The 22,953-nt window shown below is 67.5% G+C and carries 21 protein-coding genes; 5 read left to right on the top strand and 16 right to left on the bottom strand.

The annotated features are described in order from the left end of the window. Positions 1-172 precede the first annotated feature (172 nt). Positions 173-1,288, bottom strand: a complete 1,116-nt coding sequence (locus ACWDSI_RS01500) for an alpha/beta hydrolase (RefSeq protein WP_449755459.1) — start codon at positions 1,286-1,288, stop codon at positions 173-175. A 153-nt stretch (positions 1,289-1,441) separates the two neighbouring features. Between ACWDSI_RS01500 and metG the strand changes: the two genes are divergently transcribed. Genes metG through ACWDSI_RS01485 form a run of 3 tightly spaced genes read left to right on the top strand, consistent with a single transcriptional unit; the run spans position 1,442 to position 5,430 of the window. Continuing rightward, the gene (gene metG / locus ACWDSI_RS01495; RefSeq protein WP_449755458.1) at positions 1,442-3,013 is read left to right on the top strand and encodes a methionine--tRNA ligase; all 1,572 of its coding nucleotides are present in this window, start codon (positions 1,442-1,444) and stop codon (positions 3,011-3,013) included. Continuing rightward, positions 3,010-4,227 (top strand): aminodeoxychorismate synthase component I, encoded by a 1,218-nt coding sequence (locus ACWDSI_RS01490; protein WP_449755457.1) that lies wholly within the window; start codon positions 3,010-3,012, stop codon positions 4,225-4,227. Before metG ends, ACWDSI_RS01490 begins: the two co-directional genes overlap by 4 nt. 9 nt (positions 4,228-4,236) lie before the next feature. Beyond that, the gene (locus ACWDSI_RS01485; RefSeq protein WP_449755456.1) at positions 4,237-5,430 is read left to right on the top strand and encodes a GAF domain-containing protein; all 1,194 of its coding nucleotides are present in this window, start codon (positions 4,237-4,239) and stop codon (positions 5,428-5,430) included. Here ACWDSI_RS01485 and rsmI read toward each other — a convergent pair. Then, on the bottom strand, positions 5,417-6,316 hold the full coding sequence (rsmI, locus tag ACWDSI_RS01480) for a 16S rRNA (cytidine(1402)-2'-O)-methyltransferase (RefSeq protein ID WP_449755455.1): 900 nt from the start codon (positions 6,314-6,316) through the stop codon (positions 5,417-5,419). The genes ACWDSI_RS01485 and rsmI overlap by 14 nt on opposite strands. A gap of 70 nt (positions 6,317-6,386) precedes the next feature. On the opposite strand from rsmI, the gene ACWDSI_RS01475 reads away from it, so the two are divergent. Beyond that, complete coding sequence (locus ACWDSI_RS01475; RefSeq protein WP_449755454.1) at positions 6,387-8,015, top strand: dolichyl-phosphate-mannose--protein mannosyltransferase; 1,629 nt, start codon at positions 6,387-6,389, stop codon at positions 8,013-8,015. Positions 8,016-8,025: 10 nt separating this feature from the next. Here the strand turns inward: ACWDSI_RS01475 and ACWDSI_RS01470 are convergent, their stop codons facing one another. The 6 genes from ACWDSI_RS01470 to ACWDSI_RS01445 form a co-directional block, all read right to left on the bottom strand. Next, positions 8,026-8,418, bottom strand: a complete 393-nt coding sequence (locus tag ACWDSI_RS01470; protein ID WP_449755453.1) for a GntR family transcriptional regulator — start codon at positions 8,416-8,418, stop codon at positions 8,026-8,028. Continuing rightward, positions 8,415-9,644: an arginine deiminase gene (locus ACWDSI_RS01465; protein ID WP_449755452.1), complete on the bottom strand. Its 1,230-nt coding sequence runs from the start codon at positions 9,642-9,644 to the stop codon at positions 8,415-8,417. Before ACWDSI_RS01465 ends, ACWDSI_RS01470 begins: the two co-directional genes overlap by 4 nt. Positions 9,645-9,895: 251 nt before the next feature. Next, positions 9,896-11,125: an MFS transporter gene (locus tag ACWDSI_RS01460; protein WP_449755451.1), complete on the bottom strand. Its 1,230-nt coding sequence runs from the start codon at positions 11,123-11,125 to the stop codon at positions 9,896-9,898. A gap of 7 nt (positions 11,126-11,132) precedes the next feature. Further along, positions 11,133-12,065 carry a patatin-like phospholipase family protein gene (locus tag ACWDSI_RS01455; protein WP_449755450.1) on the bottom strand — a complete coding sequence of 311 codons (933 nt, stop codon included), beginning with the start codon at positions 12,063-12,065 and terminating at the stop codon, positions 11,133-11,135. Positions 12,066-12,110: 45 nt separating this feature from the next. Beyond that, positions 12,111-12,557: a redox-sensitive transcriptional activator SoxR gene (gene soxR, locus ACWDSI_RS01450; protein ID WP_449745546.1), complete on the bottom strand. Its 447-nt coding sequence runs from the start codon at positions 12,555-12,557 to the stop codon at positions 12,111-12,113. Between the two features lie 68 nt (positions 12,558-12,625). Further along, positions 12,626-13,486: a universal stress protein gene (locus tag ACWDSI_RS01445; protein WP_449755449.1), complete on the bottom strand. Its 861-nt coding sequence runs from the start codon at positions 13,484-13,486 to the stop codon at positions 12,626-12,628. A 200-nt stretch (positions 13,487-13,686) separates the two neighbouring features. Here ACWDSI_RS01445 and ACWDSI_RS01440 point away from each other — a divergent pair, with 200 nt between their 5' ends. Beyond that, positions 13,687-14,040, top strand: a complete 354-nt coding sequence (locus tag ACWDSI_RS01440; protein ID WP_449745548.1) for a hypothetical protein — start codon at positions 13,687-13,689, stop codon at positions 14,038-14,040. On the opposite strand, the gene ACWDSI_RS01435 is transcribed toward ACWDSI_RS01440, so the two are convergent. From ACWDSI_RS01435 to ACWDSI_RS01400, 8 genes are all read right to left on the bottom strand, one after another. Beyond that, the gene (locus tag ACWDSI_RS01435) at positions 14,009-14,290 is read right to left on the bottom strand and encodes a hypothetical protein (protein ID WP_449755448.1); all 282 of its coding nucleotides are present in this window, start codon (positions 14,288-14,290) and stop codon (positions 14,009-14,011) included. The two genes, ACWDSI_RS01440 and ACWDSI_RS01435, sit on opposite strands and share 32 nt — an antisense overlap. 27 nt (positions 14,291-14,317) lie before the next feature. After that, positions 14,318-15,229: an endonuclease domain-containing protein gene (locus ACWDSI_RS01430; protein ID WP_449755447.1), complete on the bottom strand. Its 912-nt coding sequence runs from the start codon at positions 15,227-15,229 to the stop codon at positions 14,318-14,320. Positions 15,230-15,280: 51 nt separating this feature from the next. Then, positions 15,281-15,886 carry a class I SAM-dependent methyltransferase gene (locus ACWDSI_RS01425; RefSeq protein WP_449755446.1) on the bottom strand — a complete coding sequence of 202 codons (606 nt, stop codon included), beginning with the start codon at positions 15,884-15,886 and terminating at the stop codon, positions 15,281-15,283. Between the two features lie 269 nt (positions 15,887-16,155). Then, entirely contained in the window at positions 16,156-16,983 is an 828-nt protein-coding gene (locus ACWDSI_RS01420) for a protein kinase domain-containing protein (RefSeq protein ID WP_449745553.1), read from the bottom strand. A 1-nt stretch (position 16,984) separates the two neighbouring features. Then, positions 16,985-19,102 (bottom strand): cation:proton antiporter, encoded by a 2,118-nt coding sequence (locus ACWDSI_RS01415; protein ID WP_449755445.1) that lies wholly within the window; start codon positions 19,100-19,102, stop codon positions 16,985-16,987. A 7-nt stretch (positions 19,103-19,109) separates the two neighbouring features. Next, positions 19,110-20,555, bottom strand: coding sequence for an FHA domain-containing protein (locus tag ACWDSI_RS01410; RefSeq protein ID WP_449755444.1), 1,446 nt, complete (start codon positions 20,553-20,555; stop codon positions 19,110-19,112). Further along, positions 20,552-20,989: a hypothetical protein gene (locus tag ACWDSI_RS01405; protein WP_449745556.1), complete on the bottom strand. Its 438-nt coding sequence runs from the start codon at positions 20,987-20,989 to the stop codon at positions 20,552-20,554. The genes ACWDSI_RS01410 and ACWDSI_RS01405 overlap by 4 nt, the downstream gene beginning before the upstream one ends. Continuing rightward, positions 20,990-22,543, bottom strand: coding sequence for a hypothetical protein (locus ACWDSI_RS01400; RefSeq protein WP_449755443.1), 1,554 nt, complete (start codon positions 22,541-22,543; stop codon positions 20,990-20,992). Between the last annotated feature and the right edge of the window lie 410 nt (positions 22,544-22,953).

Raw genomic sequence — 22,953 nt, 5'->3', positions numbered from 1 at the left:
GACAAGCTCAACCAGCGAGGGGCGCTCAACCAGCGGGCGGGGGCGCTCAACCGGCGGGTGGTGGTTTCGACAAGCTCAACCAGCGAGGGGCGCTCAACCAGCGGGCGGGGGCGCTCAACCGGCGGGTGGTGGTTTCGACAAGCTCAACCAGCGAGGGGCGCTCGACTGGCGGTCAGTGGGTAGCTACCGCGTCGGTGTCCGGGGTGACGTGCTTGTTGATGAAGGCGTCGAGTTCGCGGTACACCTCGTGCGATGCCTCGGCCCAGGGCATCAGAATGGGGAAGACGTGGAACATCCCCCGTTCCTCGAGCGACATCACCTCCACGCCCGACTCACGCAGTCCCGCCACGAAGTCGCGGATGGGATCGCGGAACATCTCGTCCTCTCCCGAGCAGACGAAGGTCGGGGGGAACCACTCCGGATCGGGGACCCCGTAGACGGCGGACACCCGCTCGTCGTCGGGCTCGATGCCGTGCAGATACGGGGTCACCGGGACGTTCCACGGCAGGATGTCCTTGGGCGCGTTGTCGGTCACCGAGTCGTGGGTGAGGTCGAGATCCACCTCAGGCGAAAAAAGTGCCACCGCAGCCGGTTTCGGCAGTCCCCGCTCGTGCAGGAACGCCAGCACCGACGTTGTCAGCCCTCCTCCCCCGGAGTCGCCGGCGATGATGAGATGGTCGGGGTCCACACCGCGGTCGAGCAGACCCTGGTAGGCGTCGACCGCGTCGTTAACGCCGGCCGGGAACGGGAACTCCGGGGCCATCCGGTAGTCGGCGATGAACACCTCGGCCCCGGTACCGCTGACCAGCGACGCGGCGAACGCGGAGTACATCATCGGGGTGGTGCCGATGTAGCCGCCGCCGTGCAGGTACAGCACGGTGGCGTCGATCGACTTCTTCTGCGCGTGGTCTGCGACGAACTCGTCCGAGCTCGCCCGGGAACGCAGCCACAGGCCGGGCACCCCGTTGATCTCGTCGTCGGTCACCTCCACCCCGTCGGTGAGCCGGATGAACGGCGGTATCACCACGCGGCACAGGTCGTCGAGAACCTTCTCCATGGATCGGAACTCTTCGATCGGCAGTCCGACGATGTAGCCCATGAACGAGCGCACGGCCTGGCGTGTGACGGACTGACCGACGTTGTCGAGCAGGCCGCTCGGCCCCTTCCAGAACGCCCGGAACGGCACTCTGGCCAGCCCGTTCACCATGTTGTCGGCGAGTCCCACCATCGTCAGCGCCGTCACCGGCACCGATGCCGTGTTCACCCCGGGACGATCAGCCATCACCATGGCTCCAGCCTATCCGCCCCGGGTGTCCGTGGCGGACGCCCGACGATGCAATCGGGTGCCAGAATCGGTTGGTGTCAGATGCCCGCGCCCGGTGCGGGTCCGACATGGCCGCACCGCCGCGGCCCGATCCCACCACGTATCCTGAGCATCACTATGCCCACTGACCCGACCAGCACCGACGTGCCCGACTCCCATGGGGCCGGACGCCCGTACTACCTGACGACGGCGATCGCCTATCCCAACGGCGCACCACACATCGGTCACGCCTACGAGTACATCTCGGCCGACGCGCTGGCGCGGTTCAAGCGTCTCGACGGGTTCGACCTCCGGTTCCTCACCGGCACCGACGTGCACGGGCAGAAGATGCAGCAGACGGCGGAGGCCGAAGGTATCCCCACCGCCGAACTCGCCGCACGCAATTCCGATCGGTTCCAGAGACTGCAGGATCGGCTCGGTTCGAGCTACGACCGGTTCATCCGCACCTCCGACGCCGACCACAAGCGCGCGTCGGAGGAGATCTGGCGCCGCATGTCCGACGCCGGTGACATCTACCTCGACACCTACGCCGGCTGGTACGACGTGCGCGACGAACTGTTCTACGCCGAGGCCGACACCACCGTCGACGATGCCGGCAACCGTGTGGCCACCGACAACGGCCACGTCCTCACCTGGACCGAGGAGCAGACCTACTTCTTCCGTCTGTCCACTTATCAGGACAAGCTCCTCGATCTCTACGACCGCGACCCCGACTTCATCGGACCCGATGTCCGACGCAACGAGGTCATCAGCTTTGTCAAGGGTGGCCTCACCGATCTGTCGGTGTCGCGCACCACTTTCGACTGGGGTGTACCGGTACCCGGGCACCCCGATCACGTCATGTACGTGTGGGTCGACGCCCTCACCAACTACCTCACCGGCGCCGGATTCCCCGACGACCCCGACACTTTCGCCCGGTACTGGCCCGCCGACCTGCACGTGATCGGTAAGGACATCATCCGCTTCCACTGCGTGTACTGGCCTGCCTTCTTGATGAGTGCCGGTATCGAACTGCCCAAACGCGTGTTCGCTCATGGCTTTTTGTTCAACAAGGGCGAAAAGATGAGCAAGTCGGTGGGCAACGTGGTGGACCCCGACAACCTGATCGACGAGTTCGGCCTCGACCCGGTGCGGTACTTCTTCCTGCGGGAGGTGTCCTACGGACAGGACGGGTCGTACTCCGCGGAGGCGATCGTCGCGCGCATCAACGCCGACCTGGCCAACGAGTTCGGCAACCTCGCCCAACGCACCCTGTCGATGATCGGGCGGTACTTCGGCGGACAGGTGCCGCAACCCGGCTCTTACACCGCCGACGACCAGACCCTGCTCGACGCCGTCGACGCCCTGTTGCCCCGTGTGCGTGCGCATTTCGACCAGCAGGCCATCCACCTCGGACTCGAGGCGCTGTGGTCGGTGCTCGCACAGGCCAACCGCTACATCTCCGCGCAGGAGCCGTGGAAGCTGGCCAAGACCGACCTCGAACGCACCGGCACCGTCCTGTACGTGTGTGCCGAAGTGGTGCGGGTGGTGGCCCTGCTCACCCAACCGGTGATGCCGGAATCGTGTGCACGGCTGCTCGATCTGCTCTCGGTGGGCGACCGCCGCAACTTCACCGCGGTGGGCGACCGCATCGTACCGGGCACCGAATTGCCCAAGCCCACACCGGTTTTCCCCCGATACGAGGCGTGAAAAAACCGCGCAGCGCCACCGCCGGTGTCACGGACGCCACCGCCGTGGCCCTGCGCACGCTGCGTCGCCTGGAGTCGGCCGCCCGACGCCAAGGTGTGCCCGGACCCGCAGCGCTCGTCGGCGACTGGTGCGACGCCGATGCGGTGATCGCACCGTCGATCGAGATCCGTCGCGACATCGCACCGCCGGACCTGCCCACCCAATTCTGGTTGGGCTACCGGGGTTTCGGCGGCCGGCGCGCCCGACAATCGACGCTGCCGGTCACCGCGGGCGGCCTCACCGACAGGATTCTGTTGTTGCGCAACGGTTTCTGGGAGCACGTGGCGCTCGACGGGTCCGCGATGCCGGACTGGGTGCGGTACGCCGTCGACGACACGACGCCACCGGAGGCGCACACCGGCTGGACCGCGAACTGGAATGCACCCCCACACGAACCGCACCTTGACGCGATCGAGAAATGCCTCGACGCCATCCGCGCCGGCGAGATCTATCAGGCGTGCGTCTGTACGCGCTTCACCGGAACACTCGACGGCTCGGCACTCGATTTCTACACCGACCTCACCCGCGGTACCGCGCCCGCCAAATCCGCCTTCCTGCAAGGTGAATGGGGCGCGGTCGCGAGCTTCTCCCCCGAAACCTTCCTGCGACGCTCGGGCAGCACGGTGTGGTCGGCGCCCATCAAGGGCACCGTTGCCGCGCACGCCGACCCCGTGCTGTTGTCGACGTCGACCAAGGACGTCGCGGAGAACGTGATGATCGTCGATCTGGTCCGCAACGATCTGGGGCGCGTCGCCGAGGTGGGAACCGTACGGGTCGCCGACCTTCTGCGCGTGGTGCCCGCGCCCGGCGTGTGGCATCTGGTGTCGAGGGTTCAGGCCCGGCTGAACCCGGCTGTCGGCAATGACCGGCTGATCGACGCCACCTGGCCGCCGGCGTCGGTGACGGGGACACCGAAACTGCGAGCGCTCGACCTGCTCGACGAGTGGGAACCCGACGCCCGGGGCGTCTATTGCGGCGCGGTGGGGTTGGCCGGCCCCGACCATCTGCTCGATCTCAACGTGGCGATCCGAACCGTGGAGATCGACCCCGCCGGGCGCACGTCGCTGGGGGTGGGCGGCGGCATCACGATCGATTCCGTTCCGCACCGTGAGTGGCAGGAGTGCCTCGACAAGGCGCATACGATCATCACCGCACGTCAAGCGCCTGTGGGGTAGCCTTGCGAAATGCGCACCGGCATCATCGACACGGACAGCGCCGCCTCCGCAGACGAGATTCGTGAGTCGCTGCTGTGTCGGGTGCCCGCCGACGCCCCGGCAGCCGCCGGATATCCGGCCGATTACCGGCCACAGCAGTCCATCATCGAGTCCTGGCAGCGTGTCCGCGCCCGCGGCAGGCGCCATGACCAGCATGACCCGCCCCGCGTCGACCGCGCCGAACTGGCACAACTGCGATCGGAATCGCCGATGCGCCACACCGTCGGCGATTCGCTGGAGTTGTTCGCGTCGACTCATCACGATTCGGAGTTGATGCTCGGCGTGCACGACGCCGACGGGGTGTTGCTGTGGAACGAGGGGTCACGCCACGTGCGTTCGCACACCGACGCCCTCAACATCACCGAAGGGTCGCGCTGGGACGAGGAGTCGTGCGCCACCACGGCGGTGAGCCAGGTGATCGCCGATCCGCGTGCCCATCAGGTACTGCCCGCCGAACACTATGCGGACGCGTTGCGCGGAACATATTGCAGCGGAGCACCGGTGTTCGACCGGCACACCGGCGACCTCGCAGGCATCATCGCGCTGGCCGGACCGGCCCACGCCATCCAACCGGCGGCCACGGTGCTCGCGCACACCATCGCCACCCTGTGTGAACGCGGCATCATCGGTGCGCACCAGCGATCGCTACGGGCATTGCGCGAGTCCGCGTCGGATGCGTTCGCGACACTGCCCACCGCATTGCTCGTCGACGACGACGGCCTGGTGGCCGACAGCCGTGGCGTCATCCCACCACCGCGGGTGATTCCTCCGCAGGAGGGCGTACGCCAGTTCATCCCCGGTCTGGGATCGTGCGTCGCCGAGCGCGCCGGTAGCGGATGGGTGATCCGTCCCGCGGGTCCGGCACATCCCCTGCGCGTCGCGCTCGACCTCCAGGGCGAGCCGACCATCGCAGTCACCGGCGACGGCGAGGAGCGCCGGGTGGTGCTCACCCGACGTCACGCGCAGATCATGTTGCTCGTCGCCGACGCAGGCAAGGCCGGTCTGAGCGCCGCCCAGCTCAGCTATCACCTCTACGGCGACTCCGGCCACGTCGTGGCGGTGCGCGCCGAGATGTCGCGGTTGCGCCGCATGATCGGCCCGCTGATCTCCAGCCGCCCCTATCGGCTCGCTCCCTCGGTGACCCTGGACGTCACTGCGCGGTAGTGCGCGCGGCCAGCACCGCCTCGTACACCTCGCGCCGCGACGCCCCGGTTCCTCGGGTCACCTCGGCGCACGCGTCTTTCAGTCGATGTCCCGCGGCGACGAGAGCCTCGGCGCGGGTCGCCAGTTCGGCGAGGTCGGGTGCCGACTTCTCGCCGGGGGCCAGCACCACGGTGATCTCCCCGCGCACGCCATCGGCGGCCCAGGTGGCCAGTTCGGCGAGGGTGCCGCGCCGCACCTCCTCGTAGGTTTTGGTGAGTTCGCGGCAGACGGCTGCGCGCCGATCGGGCCCGAGCACCGCGAGCGCGTCGGCGAGGGTGTCGACCAGCCGGTGCGGCGACTCGAAGAACACCGCGGTGCGTGGTTCGTCGAGCAGGGTGGCCAGCCATTCCTCACGCTGCCCCTTCTTGCGCGGCGCGAATCCCTCGAAACAAAAGCGTTCCGACGGCAGCCCCGACACGGCGAGCGCGGTGGTCACCGCCGACGGGCCGGGCAGTGCCGTCACGGTGAGTCCCGCCTCCGCGCAGGCCGCCACGATCCTGAATCCGGGGTCGCTGACCGACGGCATGCCGGCATCGGTGATCAACAGCACCGTCTGACCGGCGGTGATCGCCTCGATGAGGGTGGGCGTGCGCGCGGCTTCCACCTGGTCGTAGTAGCTGATCAGGGTGCCGCCGATCTCCACGTCGAGCGCTGCGGCGAGCGCGCGGGCGCGGCGCGTGTCCTCGGCGGCCACCACATCGGCGTGGGCGAGCGCCTCGCGCAGCCGGGGTGAGGCGTCGCCGGGCTGTCCCATCGGGGTGGCGGCCAATACCAGCCGGCCGCCGTCCGTGCGCGCCGACTCCGGCCCGGACGCGTGCGAGGAGTTCGACGCGTGCGAGGAGTTCATGGTGTTCGAGCTTACGAGGTGACCCGCGCCGGGAGCGCAGCGAGCGGGCCTGGTCACCCCGCCGATTACGATGGGCCGAGTGACCATCGTCGACGACAGCCCGGCACGGCCTGACGCCGCGTCCGCCGACGACCGGACCCGCCCCGCGTTCGTTCGCGCCGTCGACCTCCGCTCCACGCGGATCCGACCGGTCCCGGAGATCCCGGCTCCGTTGTTCGGTGCTCCCGACCGCGCCCGCGGGCTGCTCGTCGGGCTGGTCATCACGCTGCTGGCGGTGGCCACCCGCTTCTGGGGGCTGCGCGGACCCACCGACCAGGGAACGCCCGTCTTCGACGAGAAGCACTACGTCCCCCAGGGCTGGCAGGTTCTCACGGGCGGCAATTGGATCGAGGACAACCCCGCCTACGGCCTGGTGGTGCATCCGCCGGTGGGCAAGTGGCTGATCGCCGTGGGCGAGTGGATGTTCGGGTACGGGCCGCTGGGGTGGCGGGTGTCGTCGGCGGTCGCGGGCGTGGCCATCGTCGTGATGATCTATTGCGTGGTGCGCCGGATGACCCGCTCCACTCTGGTGGGTGCGATCGCCGGGATCTTCGCCATCTGCGACGGCGTGCTGTTCGTGCAGTCCCGGATGGGCATGCTCGACATCTTCCAGTGCCTGTTCGTGGTGGCCGCCTTCACCGCGCTGATCGCCGACCGCGATCAGGTCCGCGCCCGAATGCACACGGTGTATCTGGAGGGTCGGATCGACGATTCGGTGTACGGTCCCCGCCTGGGATTCCGGTGGTATCGGTTCACCGCGGGCCTGATGCTCGGCCTCACCTGCGGCACCAAATGGTCGGGGATCTACTACGTGATCTTCTTCGCGCTGCTGGCGTTCGGATTCGACGTCGCCGCGCGTAAGGCCTATCACGTGCGCCGACCCTGGGTGGGCACGCTGGTGCGCGACGTGGTGCCCGGCGGTGCGAGCCTGGTGGCGATGCCGATCGCGATCTATCTGGCGACGTTCATTCCGTGGTTCACCAGCGAGACATCGGTGTACCGCTACCAGGTGGGCAACACCATCGGCGACGGCGGGATGTGGTCGTGGCTGCCCGGCGCGTGGCGCTCGCTCTGGTATTACCAGTCGGGGGTACTGGATTTCCATGCCGGCCTCACCAATTCGGCGGGCAACCATCACCCGTGGGAGTCCAAACCGTGGACGTGGCCGATGAGTCTGCGCCCGATGCTCTATGCCCTGGAGAACGGGCCCGATCAGTGCGGTGGTGCCCCGTGCGTGCGCGCGCAGATGCTGATCGGGTCGCCAGCCATGTGGTGGCTGGCGGTGCCCATGCTGCTGTGGGGGCTGTGGTCGTGGCTGATCCGCCGCGATTGGCGCTACGCCGCGGTGGTCGTCGGGTACGCCGCCGGATTCCTGCCGTGGTTCATCGAACTCGACCGCCAGATGTACTTCTTCTACGCCACGGCCCTGGCACCGTTCCTGGTGATGGGGCTCGCGTTGTGTTGCGGCGACATACTCACGGCCACACGGTCGTCACCTGAGCGGCCACGTCCCGAACGGCAGGTGCTCGGCCTGCTCGTGGTGGCGATCTACGTCGGGCTGGTGGTGACGAACTTCGTGTGGCTGTGGCCGATTCTCACGGCGAGTCCCATCTCCACCGAGCAGTGGCATCAGCAGATCTGGTTGCCGAGCTGGGGCTGAGCCGACCGGTCTACCGGGCGGACTCGCCGGTGGCCCGTTTCACGAGATCGACGATGGTGGGGTCGTCGATTCCCATCTCACGCAGTGCCGCAACGTGTTCGAAGGTGGCGCGCTGCGCGCGTTCGAGGGCGGTGTTCGCGCTGGCCTTGACGAAGGAGCCCCGGCGGCCCCGGGTTTCGATGACGCCGGCGGCCTCGAGTTCACGATAGCTGCGCGCGACCGTGTTGGGTGCGAGCCGCAGGTCGGCGGCCAGCGCGCGGACCGTCGGAATCCGTTCTCCCACCAGCAGATCGCCGCGGGCGATCAGGTCGAGAATCCTCAGCCGTAGCTGGTCGTAGGGTGCGTGCGCACTGTCCGGATCGATGTGTACCAACCGACCAAGGGGCGCAACTGTTTCCGTCACAACGGGTCCCTCGACAGCGGACACGACATGCACCGCGGCCCGCCGCGACCCGAACCCAGTTCGCGCCCTTCGATTTCGATCACTTCGATACCGGAGTCGATCAGACGGTGGTTGGTCTCGACGTTGCGGTTGTAGGACACCACCACTCCCGGCGCGAGGGCGAGTGTGTTGTTGCCGTCGTCCCACTGTTCGCGTTCGGCGGTCACCGGGTCGAGTCCGGTGTCGATGACGTGCAGCTTCTCGATGCCCATCGCCTCGGCGGCGGCCTGCACGAACGGTTGCGCCGTGGTCACCGACACCGATCCATCGCCGGCGTCGCGAAGGGTGAACGCCGACATCGAGTCCCGGATGTTCGGATACATCACCACGGCGTCGGTGTCGACCATGGTGCAGACGGTGTCCAGATGCATGAAAGCCCGCGCCTGCTCGATGGGCACGGCAAGCACGGTGTGTGCCAGCCCGTCACCGAACAGGCTGCGCGCCAACGCCTCGGCACCTGCGGGTGTGGTCCGCTCCCCCACTCCCACGGCCACCACGCCGGGTGCGAGCAGCAGCACGTCGCCACCCTCCACCGGGGCCACCTGCGATTCGTAGGCGCGCCGCGTGCCGGTGAAGAAGGGGTGATGGGCATAGATCAGGTCGGTCAGCGATGTCTCGCGCACCCGCGCCGACAACGCCAGCGAGGTGATGGCGAACCGGGGTCCGATCCAGAACGAGCTGTCGCGGGTGAACAGCAGGTTGGGCAGCGGCGCGATGGCGAATTCCGGGCCATGGTGCATCCGGCGCACCAGCGACGACGACGCGGCAGCGGGGCTGAGCGGTAGTTCGTCGAAGGTCATGCCGGCGATCAGCAGGTCGGCGAGGTCGGGGGCCGCGAGCCCGCGCAGATGTGTGGACAGTTCCGCGGCCAGGTGCGGGCCGAGCAGTCGTGCGTTCACGGCGGCGGCGATTCCCTGGATGCGGGCCGCTCCGCTGTGCTCGATGGTCTCGACGAGTAGATCCCCGAGCAGGAACACGTCCACCCCGCGGGCGCGCAGGGCCGCGGCGAAGGCGTCGTGTTCCTCCTGCGCGCGGGTGACCCACGGGAGGCCATCGAAGAGCAACTGGTCGCTGTTGCGTGGTGTCAGACGCCGCAACTCGTCGCCGGGGCGATGCAGCATGACCGCCCGCAGTCGCCCCACCTCGGAGTCCGATCCCAGTGCGTAGGTGTGCGACGCGGAGGTCATGGACCCACCCTAGTGCGTTGTGATCGCGCGCTCAGGGTCATCGAGTCTCGGTGGGCCCAGCGGGTCTCGGTGGGCTCAGCGGGTCTCGGTACAGAATGGGCGGCTCAGAGGAGGACGACCTGCACAGGTGCGTGTCGTGGTCCTCATACGCGCCCGTTCTGTACGTAGGGCCTTCTGTGCACACGGGCCTTCTGTGCACACGACCTTCCGTACAACGACTCTGTTCATACGACTCTGTGGCGACGCCGACATCATCGGGTCGGACCGTCGGGAGTCGGCGGCGGCGCAGTGAGCTTGACCTGCGCACCGACCACTTCGGGTGCGGTCTCGTGCGCGAACAGCCAGAACAGGAGCGCGATGCCCGCGACCACCGCGCTGAGCACGAAGGCGGGACCGAATCCTGCGCGCTGCGCGACGAACCCGGCCACCAGCGGACCGGTGATCGCGCCGAGGTCCGACGACATCCCGTAGGCGGCCAGCGCCGACCCGCCCTGCCTGCGCGCCCCGAGTACGTCGGCCAGAGCGGCCTGATGGGTCGGTGCGAACAGTCCCGAACCCACCCCGGCGAGCAGCGAAAGGCCCATGGCCACCGGAAGGTTCGGTGAGTAGCCGAGGCCCACCGTGGCCGCCGCCATGATCGCCAGGCCCACCAGCATCACCGGTCGGCGACCGAGCCTATCCGACATCCGGCCCGCCACCAGGATGGCCACCACGTTGCCCGCCGCGTACACCGCGAGCACCACCCCGGCCATCGCGGGAACCGCGCCGAGACCTTCGGTGATGAACAGCGGCACCACCGCCACCCGCACACCCATCGACGCCCATCCCTGCGTGAAGTTCGACGCGATGATGGCCCGGTAGGTGCTGTCGCGCAACGCCGTTCGCAACGCCATCACACCCGGTCCGTCGTCGCTGACGGCGTCGGCGACGCCGGTGTCACGCAGTTGTGTCGCCACCACCGCCGCGGCGATCACCAGGGCGACGGCGTAGACGATGAACGGCATCCGCAGACCGAAACCCACCAGCAGAGCGCCGATCAGCGGCCCGGTGATGCTGCCGATCAGGAACCCGGCCGAGAAGAATCCGGCCACGCGACCGCGGATCTCGTTGGGCGAGAGCCGGATCAGCAGGGCCATCGCCGAAATGGTGAACATGGTGGAACCGATCCCACCGAGCCCACGGAACACCAGCAACTGCCAGTAGCTCTGCGCGAAGGCACACGCGAGGGTGCTCGCCGCAACGATCAGCAGGCCACTGAGGTAGATGCGCCGCTCCCCGAGCACGGTGACGAGCCGACCGGTGGCCGGGGCGAACAGCAGCCGCATCACCGCGAACGCCGAGACCACCGCGGACACCGCGGTGTAGCCGACGTCGAAGCTGCGCGCGAAGCTCGGCAGCGCGGGAGCGATGAGCCCGAAGCCCAGGGCGATCACCACGTTGGCCGACAGCAGCACCCAGATACCTCTGGGGATCTGCCTCATCGGGTCCTCACGTGGCCTCGGCCGTTTTGTCCAGGGCTTCGGCGGTGCGCGCCCTGCCCAGTTCGATCATCTCGGTGGCCTTGTGGAAATCCAACGTGCGCACCGATTTCCGCGGTATCCGGATCAGCACGTCGGGTGGGTATCCGGCCACCTGGTAGCGGGTCAGGGCTATCGACATGATGTCGAGAGAACGCAACAGCACCTCCACCCTGCCCATCGGGGTGGCCCGGTCGGGCTCCGGCTCGAGTTCCACCTCGGGGTCGGCGTCGGCGACAAAGCGTTCGCGCACGGAGCGCACCAGATCGTTGTCGAGCAACGGCTCCACGTTCCGTCGGATCATTCCCTTGGTCTTCGGGGTGGCCGACACACCCTGCCCGGGCGGATCGTCGGCGTCGAGGACCACGCCGATCGTCACGTCACTGGGCACCGCCGAGGTGGGTGCCACCGGAAGCGGATCGAGGATGCCACCGTCGGCGAGTAGTCGACCGTCGTGCTCGTGGGGCCGGATGACGCCGGGTATGGAGATGGATGCGCGGATGGCGTCCACCAGGCTGCCGCGCTGGAACCAGACCGGCCGGCCGGCCGTGAGGTCGGTGGCCACCGCGGTGAAGGCGATGGGCAGATCTTCGATGACGGTGTCGCCGACGATCTCACGCACGTGGGCGAGGATGCGCTCGGCCCCGATCATCCCGCCCGGCTTGGAGAGGGAGACGTCCAACAGTCGCATGACGTCGAGTTGGTTGAGTCCGCTGATCCACGTCTCGTAGTCGTCGAGTCCGCCCGCGCAGTACAGGCCGCCGACGAGGGCGCCCATCGACGAACCGGCGACGGCCACCACGTCGTATCCGCGCGCGTCGAGTTCAGCGAGGACCCCGATGTGGGCGTATCCGCGCGCACCTCCGCTGCCGAGGGCGAGTGCCACGCGCGAGGGTCGGGCCATGGGTTTCAGACTATCCAGCGCTTGGGGAACACACCGGCGCGGCCGTCAATCGGTGATCAACCGTCGCGGCCCCGGTCCGAGCCGGTTGAGCTCGTCGCCGGGGTTGAGCAGGTGACACGACCCGAGCGACAGGCAGCCGCAGCCGACGCACGAACCGATCATGTCGCGCATGTTCTGCAGCAATGCGATCCGCCGGTCGATGTCGGCGATCCAGCGTTTCGACGCGGCCTCCCACATCGAGCGCGGCGGCGATTCGTGGTCGCCGAGTTCGGCGAACACCTCGGCGATCACCGACAGCGGAATGCCCGCGGCCTGCGACGCCCGGATAAAGGCCACCCGGCGGAGCATCGCGCGGTGGTACCGACGCTGGTTTCCCGGCGTGCGGCGAGCGAAGATCAGTCCCTGGTCTTCGTAGAACCGCACCGCCGACGGCGCGATCCCGGCACGTTGGGCCAGCTCTCCGACGGACAATTCGACTTTCTTCAGCCCCATCACACAACACTAGGCGACTTCAAGTGAACTTGAAGTCGCCTGGTGTCGGGATTGTCGCGGGATACGCGTCAGGCGCGAACCACCATCACCGGGCTCTGTGCCTCACGCAGCACCTTCTGGCTCGTCGATCCGAGCAGCAGTCCGCGGAAACCGCCACGACCGCGGCTGCCGACGACGACCAGCGACGCGTTGTCGCCGGCGGCGTCAATCACCGCCTTCGCGGGATCCTCGGGCAGCACCTTCCGCTCGACGGTCACGTCGGGATAATCCTGCGAATACCCCGCGAGGCGCTCAGAGAGTGCTTCCACCGCATCCTGCGACATCCGGGTGACCTCGTCGGGATCGATGCCGTAGCCGTGCAGCGCGTCCACATCGAGCGGCGTCCAGGTGTGGACCGCCACCAACGGGACGTTGCGGAACGACGCCTGGCGGAATGCCTCGGCCACCGCGGCGCGGCTGGTCGGCGAATCGTCGACTCCGACAACCACGGGACCGTCGCCACCGGGACCATCGATCACCACGACGCGTCCGTGATGGTGAGCGGCGATCGTGGTGCTCACCGACCCCAGGAAAAGGCCCTTGACGCTGCCGAGTTTGCGGGTACCCACCACGATCATCGAGGCGTCCTTGCCCAGTTCGAGCAACACGCGGGCGGCGTCGCCGTCGACGATCGAAGTGTGCAGGGTGACCTCGGGCGCCACTTCCTTGGCTGCCGCGGCGGCGCCGTGCACGGCGTCGGTGGCATCTTGGCGGATGGCATCGATGACGTCTTGCGGGATGATCAGGCCGGGTGCGTAGTCACTGGTGCTGGCGTCGTAAACGCCCACCAGCTTCAGATCGGACTTCTCGGCGGCCGCGGCCTTGGCCGCCCACCGCACCGCGGCGAGGGCCGCATCCGAACCGTCAACACCGACGAGAATCGCGTTCATCTGTGGTCAACTCCTCTTCTCTTCGTCACACCCGTTTCCTGGTTTCCATGGTAGTCCCGGCAGGGGTGCCCCCGGCAATAGGACAACGTCCCTACCAGGCAACCCGACGCCCCGTCGTCGCTGCGGATGTACCGTGGATGCACAGGAGGTGTACGGCGCCGGACGCACCACACCAACCCGCTCCGGCGATGACTGCGATCATGACTGAGCCACAAAATGATTCGCCCCCACCCGACCCGCGGCGCGATGACGCCGCGTCGTCAAGCCCTCCCCCGTCGGACATCCGCGCTGCGGTGACCGCAGCGCTCGTCACGGTCGCTTTCGCGGTGGCCACCCTGCTGGTGGCGGCAGCCTCGTCGGGTGGCCTGCGCACCGTGCTGGTGGTGGTCGCGCCGATCATCGTCCTCATCGGAGCGGTGTTCACCGCCTTCAAGACCTATCGGGTGTGGCAGGCCGGCGGACGATGGCAGGTGTGGCAGGGGGCCATGTGGTTCCAGTTCGCGTTCTTCCTCATCATGCTCTTCACCAGCGCCCCGTATCTGCTGGGAGAGTAACCCCGTCGAGCGTGCCCAGATCCCCGTCGAGCGTGCCCACATTCCCGCCGAGCGTGCCCAGAATCCGGTCGAGCGTGCCCAGTTCGGCGTCGAGCGTGCCCACATACCCGCCGAGCGTGCCCAGAATCCGGTCGAGCGTGCCCACATCACCGTCGAGCGTGCCCAGAATCCGGTCGAGCGTGCCCACATCCCCGTCGAGCGTGCCCAGATCCCCGTCGAGCGTGCCCAGTTCGGCGTCGAGCGTGCCCACATCCCCGCCGAGCGTGCCCTCGATCGTTCAGAAGTAGCCTCCGCGCGACTTAATGGCGGCACCCACGTCGGTGACGATCTTCCAGGGAGCGTCCCGAACCTGCTGTGCCCGAACGCGGATGACCTTCCAACCGTCGTCATCCAGTTTCCGATCACGTTCCGCATCGTGCGCCAACTGCTCCGGTGTGGAGTGGAAGTCCTCACCGTCGTACTCGACCGCGATCTTGAGACTCTCGTACCCGAGGTCGATGCGAGCGTAGATGTGTCCCCAACTGTCGGCGACCTCGATCTGGAGATCCGGCGACGGCAAACCTCCACGAATCAGGATCAATCGCAGCCAACTCTCCGGCGGCGACTCCGCTCGACCGTCTGCAAGCGCGGCGACTTCCCGCAACTGAACGATGCCGCGAACACGTCGGTGCGCTTGGACATAGGTCACCAAGTCGGTCGACGTCAATCCGGTCGCCCGCGCCAACGCATCGAGGTAACCGAGCGCACGCCACGGAGGTCCGACGCGACCCAGATCAAATGCTGTACGAACCGCACTTGTCACGCTGATTCCGTCGATCGACACGACGTCCGCCGCCGACAGTTCGGTCCGATACACCTGCGATCCGCGACGTCGCTTGCCGCAGCCGGTCGGGTGACGAATCAGGTCGACGGTGAATTCATCGTCGTACCAGATACTTCCGTGCATGATGGCTGCCGCGGTCCGTGCGACCACGGGATCACCGTCGGCGGCGTGGAAGGTGGCCATCACATGCTCTCGCGCCGAGAGGATTACCTCGCGCGGAACGAACAGTCCACTCGAAAGCCGGCGATACGCGCCGTCGAACTCATCCGAGGAAAGGCCGAGGTTGCTTACCGCCTCGCGGCGCCGGATGAGGTGTTTGTCGATGTCGACGTCGTCGGTCGTCTTGTTCATGTCGGTTGGACGCACGCACTGCCGTCTCCGGTTTCATGAAGTTTTGTGCGGTGCCTTCCATGCCGATCACTCGAATGGTCGACGCCACGTCAGCGCGAATCGGAACATCGGTAGTCGTGTCCACTGCACTCCGGGTAGGACGTCCTCTGCGCATGCGCGAACCTCCGCATACGTGTGCGGTGGTGGCCACACCGTCGGCGCCGAGTGCTCCAAGTAACCTCGCCTCCGCGATAGCCACCGATGTTGAACGGCTCCGGCCAGATCGACACCGAAGTCGGTGAGAGACCTTGACCGCGCAAGTCCCACTACCACCAGAATCCCGCCCGGGGAGGTCAACTCGGATAGCCGCATCAACGCGGCGGCCTGATCGGGTAGGTGATGCAACGTGGCCACCGACGCGACCACGTCGAAGGTCCGACCGAACGGGTGCGTCATGACATCACCGCAAATCCATTGCACGCTCGGAGCTTCTGCGCGAGCGGCTTCCAGGACGTCAGCATCGGTGTCGATGGCCGACACGTCGGCGACGATGTCGAGCAACTCACCCGCCAGGAGGCCGTTGCCCGTACCGACATCGAGTGCGCTCCGTGCGTCGGCGGGCGTCGCGGCGCGGACTATCCGGTGGTAGTGCACATTATGGTTCCACCGCCTATGCAATTCGTCTGCCGCCACGAGTCGACGCTACATCCGCGCGGCCGATGCGTCGTCTGTCGACCGTCGAGCCGTTCACCGCCATTCACCGCCGAAAGCGGGCACGCTCGACGGCGATCTGGGCACGCTCGACCGAGTTTTGGGCACGCTCGACCCGCCGCCCCCGCTGGTTGAGCTACTCCCCCGCTGGTTGAGCTACTCCCCCGCTGGTTGAGCTTGTCGAAACCACCATCCGCGGGCACGCTCGACGGCGATCTGGGCACGCTCGACGGCGATCTGGGCACGCTCGACTAGCCGAGCGCCTCGATCCGCTCGGCTACCTCGATGGCGGTTGCGGGTCGTTCACCGGACAGGGCAAGGCAATTCGCGATCAGTGTGCGTTCGTCACGGTTGAGGTTCTCCGACAACGCCGGTGGCGTCGACAGCGCGGCGCGGATCGCGAGCAGTGGCTGCGTATCGGGCACCTCGCCGTACACCCCGGTTCCGGTGAGCGCACGATGCAGGCACGCGCCGAGCGACCAGATGTCGGTGGCGCGCGAGGGCAGATCACCTGCGAGCAGCGCGGGATCCATGTACTGCACCGCGCCGGGTTGGGCGAAACTGGTGACGGGCTCGTCGGCGGCCAGCACGCGGGCCAGCCCCAGGTCGGAGATCTTGCCGCCACCGGCGGGACGCGCGGCGGTGGGCTCGGTCAGCATGATGCTCGCGGGCGTGATGTTGGCGTGCGCGATGCCGGCCTCGTGCAGTGCGTCCACCCCTCGCGCCGCGTCGGCGATGGCCGCCAACGCGCCCGCACGCGTGGTCGGTTGCGTCGGCTCCTCCAGCGACCCGGCCGGGAAATACTCCATCGCGTACATGAATTGCCCTTGCAACACCGCGTCGTAGAGCATTGCGAGATACGGGGAGGAAACGGCCGCGAAGGCCCGCAGTTCACGCACGCCACGACGGTAGGCGTCGTCGCTGCAGACACCGCTGAACACCTTGAGCACCACGCGGTCCGTCGACAACCCGAGCCGTGCGGGCGGCACCGCCAGATAGAACGTTCCGTTGCCGCCCGCGCCCAGCCGGCGCAAGACGCTGAAATCCGCCAGTTGCTGCGGGACTTCGACTGTGGCCATGTCAGTACCTCTCGCGGGAAGGGTCTGTCGGAGACGTGAGTTCGGTGTGGTCGGGAGACCGCAGGTGAGGCACGGGGGCGGGCTCGGGCAGCGCGTATCTCAGCGAAATCCGTTCGCCGAGGGGCTCCTCGGTGGTTCCGGTGTTGTCGGCGACAACGAAAGCGGTTGCCTCGGTGGATCGTTCGACGTCGGACGAGATCACCGTGACCTCGTCCCGGGGCTCGCCGGACGTGCGGATCGCGGCGACATCCACCCGTACACCATGCGCGATGACCGGAGCCAAGTCCGCGAGCAGCCGACGCCGGGACATCTCGGTCTCGATCCTCAGCCCGCGACGTTCGGACAGGGCCAGGCCCGCGCTCACCACGATCGCGGCACGCCCGTGACGGCTCTCCGCCGCCACGCACGTCAACCGGTCCGGATGTCGGTCGGGCACGTCCTCGTCGACGACGACGGTGGGCGCGGAGGTGACCGACGATGCGAGGTCGCGCCACGCCGACGCCAGTACGACCACGTCGGCGGCGGTGTTCTCGGCCAACTCGGCGAGATCGAGCGCAGGATCGGCGGTGAATCGGCACAACTCCGACACCGTCGCCGACTGCGGCAGGGTGCGGCCCAACGCGCGGAGTTTCTCTACGGCGGAGGCCATTTCGGCGAAGTCGGGCACCAGCGGCACTCCCACCTCGAGCCGTTGTGAACCCGGCGTGATGCGCAGCAAACCGACCAGGACCACGTCGGCATCGGCGCCGAGGGTGAGCAGACGGGAATGCCTGCGCCGCACATCGTCGACCGAACCCGACAGGTCGTCGAGCACCAGCATGATCCGTGTCGCCGTGCCGGCAGCCAGCGCACGACGCTCCGCCGCGGCAATGTCCTTGCTGATCACCGAGTCCGGGTAGACCAGCCGCAGCAGCGGCTCGGTGAGCACCGTGGTGACCAGCGCCATGATCACCATCATGGCGAACAGTTCGTCGGAGAGAACGCCGAGTTGTTTACCGGCGGAGAGGATCACCAGTTCGGTCAGTCCGCGGGTGTTCATCAGCACGGCGATCGTCGCCCCCTGGCGCGAGGGTATTCGGCTCAGCCGGGCGCCGGTGTAGGCGCCGACGAACTTGCCCCCGATCGCTACGAGAAGGATGAGGAGCAACTGCCACCAGCCCTGGGGTCCGATGCCGGTGAGGTTCACGCCGAGTCCGGTGACCACGAAGAACATCGGCAGCAACAACAGCACCGACGCCTGTTCGAGACGCTCGAGGATTTCGCGGCTCAGCGCCTCGCCGCCGACCTTGGGCATCACCGCACCGAAAACGAATGCGCCCAGGATGTAATGGATTCCGATGAGCTCGGTGGCCGCGGCCGAGGCGAACAGGCCGATGAGGATGACCGCGAGAATGTCGGGGGTCATCCGCCCGGCGCGGTCGCGCCAGGCCACCAGACGTCGCAGCAACGGGCGCACCACGATGAACATGACCGCTGCGTACACCAGGGTGAGTCCGACGATCCGCGCCACCGCCAACGGACTGCCGCCCTCGATGATCGCGATGACGAACGCCAACAGCGTCCAGGCGATGATGTCATCGACCGCGGCCGAGGCGAGGCTGAACACACCGGGCGGGGTTCGTTGCATCCCGCGATCGGTGAGGATGCGTGCCAGCACGGGAAAAGCGGTGATGGACATCGCGATACCGAGGAACAGAGCGATCCCCAGCCGCGTCACCTGTTCCCCGCCCACCATGTTGTGCGACGGATAGAGGATCAGCGCGAGCCCGGCACCGAGGGTGAACGGCAACACGATCGAGGCGATCGAGATGGTGGCCGCCGACCGTTCGCGCCCCTTGATGAGGCGCATGTCGAGTTCGAGTCCGACGATGAACATGAACAGCACGAGGCCGATCTGGGCCAGCGCCCCGAGCAGCGGACGCACCTCGACGGGAAACAACCACGCACTCGGGTCGCCGGGAAACAGCCCGAGCACACTGGGTCCCAGGGCGATGCCCGCAGCGATCTCGCCGACCACGGCCGGTTGTCGCAGGGCCTGCGCGATGCGGCCACCGACGCGGGCTGCGGCGATCACCACGGCCACGTCGATCAGCAGAAACGCTGCCTGATGCTTGTCCATCGCCGCGTCAGGTCCGGGCGTGGGGCGACTCGAAGATGAAGTGGCGACCGCCGAGGCGCACATGCGAACCGGGCGTCAGCACGTAGACCTGATGGGCGGGCAGACGGATCTCCCGATTCCCCGCAGCGGGATCGCTGACGAATGTGCCGTTCGCCGAACCCAGGTCGATCAACTGCACCGACCACTCGACGAGCCGGATCTCGACGTGCCGCCGCGACAGCTGACCGCTCTCGTCCTGCACCCGAATGGGTTTGGGGCTCCCCGTGCGTGCGCCACCCACCGAGCCGGGTTCCCGGCCGAGTACCAGATCCTCGTCGAGCAGATAGGTGGATCCGTTGTCGAGCAGCAGCCAGCCCAGCGGGGGCCGCTCACCCTCCACGAGGATGCCGGTCAACTGATCCATCCGGATTCCGCAGACCCCACACAACCACGACCTCGGATGATTCAGGTGTCCACGGGAGCAACGAATCCCGTGTACATGCGCGCGGGACTCGACCACCCGCACCACCTCGGTGGCCGGACGCTGTCGCTCCTGCTTGGGTAGCGGTGCGCGGGGTTCGGGGACCTCGTTGCTCTGTAGCGAATCGAGTTGGAATGCACCACCCGCAGCTGGTGGCGGCGCCGGGGCGGCAGGAGGCGGCGGGGCTTCGGCCTGGGGTGGCGCCGGCTGAGCGGGAGTGACCGGCGGAGTCGCGGCGTCTCCGGCCATGAGTGAGGCAGCCACGAACGGTTCCGGCGCCACAGGTTCGGCCACAACAGGTTCCGGCACCACAGGTTCCGGCGCCTCAGGTTCCGGTGCCTCAGGTTCCGGCGCCATCGGCTCCGGTGCCACCGGTTTGGCCGCAACAGGTTCGGCCGCAACCGGTTCCGACGCGCCAGATGCCGGCACTTGCCGTAGCGGCGGCGGCGCCGCCGAGTTCACGTCGTGGATCTCGGTGCCGCGCATGCCCAACGGCGTGTGCAGCAGCGCACCCGCGGCAGGCACGGCGCCCTCCACGAGTGCGAACATCTCCTCGCCCGGCTCGGCGGGCTCGGTTCCGGCCACATACAGGCCGAGGCCTTCGAACGGCCAGGGGATCGCCCGGTCGAATGCCTCGTCACCGTCGGGAGTCAGTCGCTGCCCATCGATCTCGGCGGTCATCGCCCCGGACAGGTAAATCGCGATGCCGACGTTGTCGGGTGCTGCGAAGGCGATGTCGACCGGTTCACCGTTCTCGTCGTCGATGGTGGCGACGAGTTGGGCCAGGGCGCGCACCATGTGGCGTCCACGCCGGGGCCGCCGGTCGGGCACCGCCACGGACTCCTCGAGGGCCAGGATCTGCGGGACCAGCGACGCCCACTGCGCACCGAGAACACACAGGAATGCGGGTTTGCGGATGACGATCCCGCTTCCCGGAACCAGCGTGACTGTCGGAATCACGCTCGGCACATCAGACAAACCCGGTCCGCTCAAAAGAACCGACCTCCTTGGAATCGCCAGTGCGGGAAGATCGCGCGCAACGGCCCGTTCACCGCGACCCACACCACCAGCCAGGTACTCACGAACTGCAGCGAGAACACCAGCGGTGAGGGCTTGAGGTCATCGGGCAACACCGGGGTGTATTGCAGCACAAGCCAAGCCACGATGCCTTCGTTGATGGCGGTGACCAACCCGAAGAGGGTGGGCCAGTCCTTCTCCCACCGGAACTGTTGCAGGAAGTGATAAATGAACTCCCACCCCACCCCGAGTACGATCACCACCGCCAAGACGGTGAACGCCACCCGATACGTCGTGGCCAGTGGGGCGCCGTCGGGCAGGAACGGCCCGATCAGCAGTGTCCAGAACCCACCGAGAATGCCCAGGACCAGCACCCGGGTCTGGATGCGGCCCCACAGCGTCGGCAACATTCAGTCCACCCCCTTGCCGCGTGCCCATCGCCACCACTGCGCGGTGGAGCGCCACGGCGTGAGCTTCTTGCAGAAGCCCTGTTTGGCCAGGTCGTCGACGATCTCGAGCGCCGCGATCTGCAATCCGAGAAAGGTGTCGACGCCGGGGAAGTAGCCGCCGAGGGTCGCGCTGCCCGAGGCGTAGATCTTCCCGGCCCCGTTTGCGGTCCCGATGAGTTCGAAATCCCGTTCCACATCCATCCGGCCGACCGGATTGATACCCGCGCCGGTGTGGTCGAGCAGGTCGGCGAGCAGACGGTGTTCGCGCACATCGGCTTCGAGTCCGGTGCAATCGATCACGTAGTCGGCGTAGAGCTCCATCGTGCCGTCGGGACGATGCTCCTGGGCGATCGAGGTGTGCGGGTCCACCCGTACGGTGGCGATCACGCCCTGCCCGCCGGGCGCCGGCAGGAGTTTCTCCGCCTTGCCCACCGCCACCCGGTACCAGCCTTCGCGGCGTCCTCGTTTGAGCTGCTCCTGCCAATCGTCGCGCACCGGGGTGTTGGTACCACCCATCTGCTTGTACGCCTCGGCACGATCGTGGCCCTCGAGTTTGCGCATCCGCGCCTTGAGCTGCCCACCCCACACCGACTTCGGGTAGTTGAAGCCCTGATATGCCCAGCCGTCCTTGCCTTTTCGGCGCATGAAGATGTGCGGTCCGTGCGGTTTGTCGACGTAGGTGCGGAACAGATGGACGATCTGCGTCTGCAGGTGGTAGGCGTCGCGATCGTCGATGAGCCGCTGCAACACTCGCGACGCCACGATGCCCGCCCCCCGGATCATCACGGTCCCGGGTTTACGTCGCAGCGACTGATAGATGTGTTCGTGTGGCTCGTAGGCGTTGACCACTTTGCTGGCGTCGCGGTAGCGCTCGCGAAAGTCCTGCAGATCCGGCAGCAGTTTGATGCCGGGGTATCCGATCGCCACATGCACCCACTGACTGCGGAAGGCGACGCGCTTGGTGGGGCCGGGCGCATTCGGCGGCGGCGTCAGGATGGTGAAGTAGCCGCCACCCGCCCGGCGCCGGATCATGCGCACCTGCCCGAGCCGCAGGCACTGCAGGTAGCCGATGCGCCGGCACTCTTTCTCCATCGACTCGAAGGCGTGCCCGGCCTTGGGCGTGTAGTAGTTGGCGAAGATCGGTTCCACCGCGACGTTCCACAGCGGCTTGATCGACTTGGTGGACCACGCCTCGCGAACCGCGTACGACGGGAATCCCCAGATGTTGTCGGGGGTGGACGCCGAATCCGATCGCAGCCGTTCGCCGCGCGGGATCTGCGATACCCGCGTCAGGTACTCGTAGCTGTGCCACGGCACGTCCTGCGGGCCGAGGACCGCGATCTGGTCGAGCGGGACGCCGCAGATCCGGAGATAGTCGACCGTGACGAACGAGCCGATGCCCGATCCGACGGTGACGAACGGGACGTCGACCACCGGAATACCTGCGGCGGCAACCATTTGGTCGGTCCAGATGTCGGTTTCGATCAACTCTTCGGTGAGATCACCGGTCCCCACGGTGCGATCGATGTAGGCGGTGGCGAAGCCTTCCGATTCGGGCGCCGGCGGGGACTGAGGAGAAGGCGGGGACTGAGGAGAAGGCGGGGACCACGGCCGGCCGGGCCCGGGTGGGGGTCCCGGTACTGGCCCGGGTGGGGGTCCCGGCGCGGGGCCGGGTGGCGCCGTGGGCGGCGACGGAAATCGACGCGGTGCACCGGGCGGCGGCCCACCCGGAGCCGGTACGTATGTCGGGCGCGGTGGCGGAACCGGGCCACCCCCCTGCGGCGGTCGTGGACCTGTCACATCGACCTCCGGCGCCTGCGCCCCGCAACGACGTTCGGCATGTTCCCTCCGCAGCGCAGGCTCTGAAATTCGGACACGGCAACCTTAACCCGCGCTTCCGCCCGTAACCATCGTTCGGCGTTCGA

This window comes from Gordonia sp. NPDC003429, assembly GCF_053588575.1.
Note: the sequence above shows the minus strand (reverse complement) of the source record. Positions and strands in the feature narration are given on the sequence as shown.

Bases quoted from the DNA above. Each gene is read 5' to 3' on its own strand.
- ACWDSI_RS01500 (WP_449755459.1), bottom strand. From the start codon at position 1,288: ATGGTGATGGCTGATCGTCCCGGGGTGAACACGGCATCGGTGCCGGTG.
- metG (WP_449755458.1), top strand. From the start codon at position 1,442: ATGCCCACTGACCCGACCAGCACCGACGTGCCCGACTCCCATGGGGCC.
- ACWDSI_RS01485 (WP_449755456.1), top strand. From the start codon at position 4,237: ATGCGCACCGGCATCATCGACACGGACAGCGCCGCCTCCGCAGACGAG.
- rsmI (WP_449755455.1), bottom strand. From the start codon at position 6,316: ATGAACTCCTCGCACGCGTCGAACTCCTCGCACGCGTCCGGGCCGGAG.
- ACWDSI_RS01475 (WP_449755454.1), top strand. From the start codon at position 6,387: ATGGGCCGAGTGACCATCGTCGACGACAGCCCGGCACGGCCTGACGCC.
- ACWDSI_RS01465 (WP_449755452.1), bottom strand. From the start codon at position 9,644: ATGACCTCCGCGTCGCACACCTACGCACTGGGATCGGACTCCGAGGTG.
- ACWDSI_RS01460 (WP_449755451.1), bottom strand. From the start codon at position 11,125: ATGAGGCAGATCCCCAGAGGTATCTGGGTGCTGCTGTCGGCCAACGTG.
- ACWDSI_RS01455 (WP_449755450.1), bottom strand. From the start codon at position 12,065: ATGGCCCGACCCTCGCGCGTGGCACTCGCCCTCGGCAGCGGAGGTGCG.
- soxR (WP_449745546.1), bottom strand. From the start codon at position 12,557: ATGGGGCTGAAGAAAGTCGAATTGTCCGTCGGAGAGCTGGCCCAACGT.
- ACWDSI_RS01445 (WP_449755449.1), bottom strand. From the start codon at position 13,486: ATGAACGCGATTCTCGTCGGTGTTGACGGTTCGGATGCGGCCCTCGCC.
- ACWDSI_RS01440 (WP_449745548.1), top strand. From the start codon at position 13,687: ATGACTGAGCCACAAAATGATTCGCCCCCACCCGACCCGCGGCGCGAT.
- ACWDSI_RS01420 (WP_449745553.1), bottom strand. From the start codon at position 16,983: ATGGCCACAGTCGAAGTCCCGCAGCAACTGGCGGATTTCAGCGTCTTG.
- ACWDSI_RS01415 (WP_449755445.1), bottom strand. From the start codon at position 19,102: ATGGACAAGCATCAGGCAGCGTTTCTGCTGATCGACGTGGCCGTGGTG.
- ACWDSI_RS01405 (WP_449745556.1), bottom strand. From the start codon at position 20,989: ATGTTGCCGACGCTGTGGGGCCGCATCCAGACCCGGGTGCTGGTCCTG.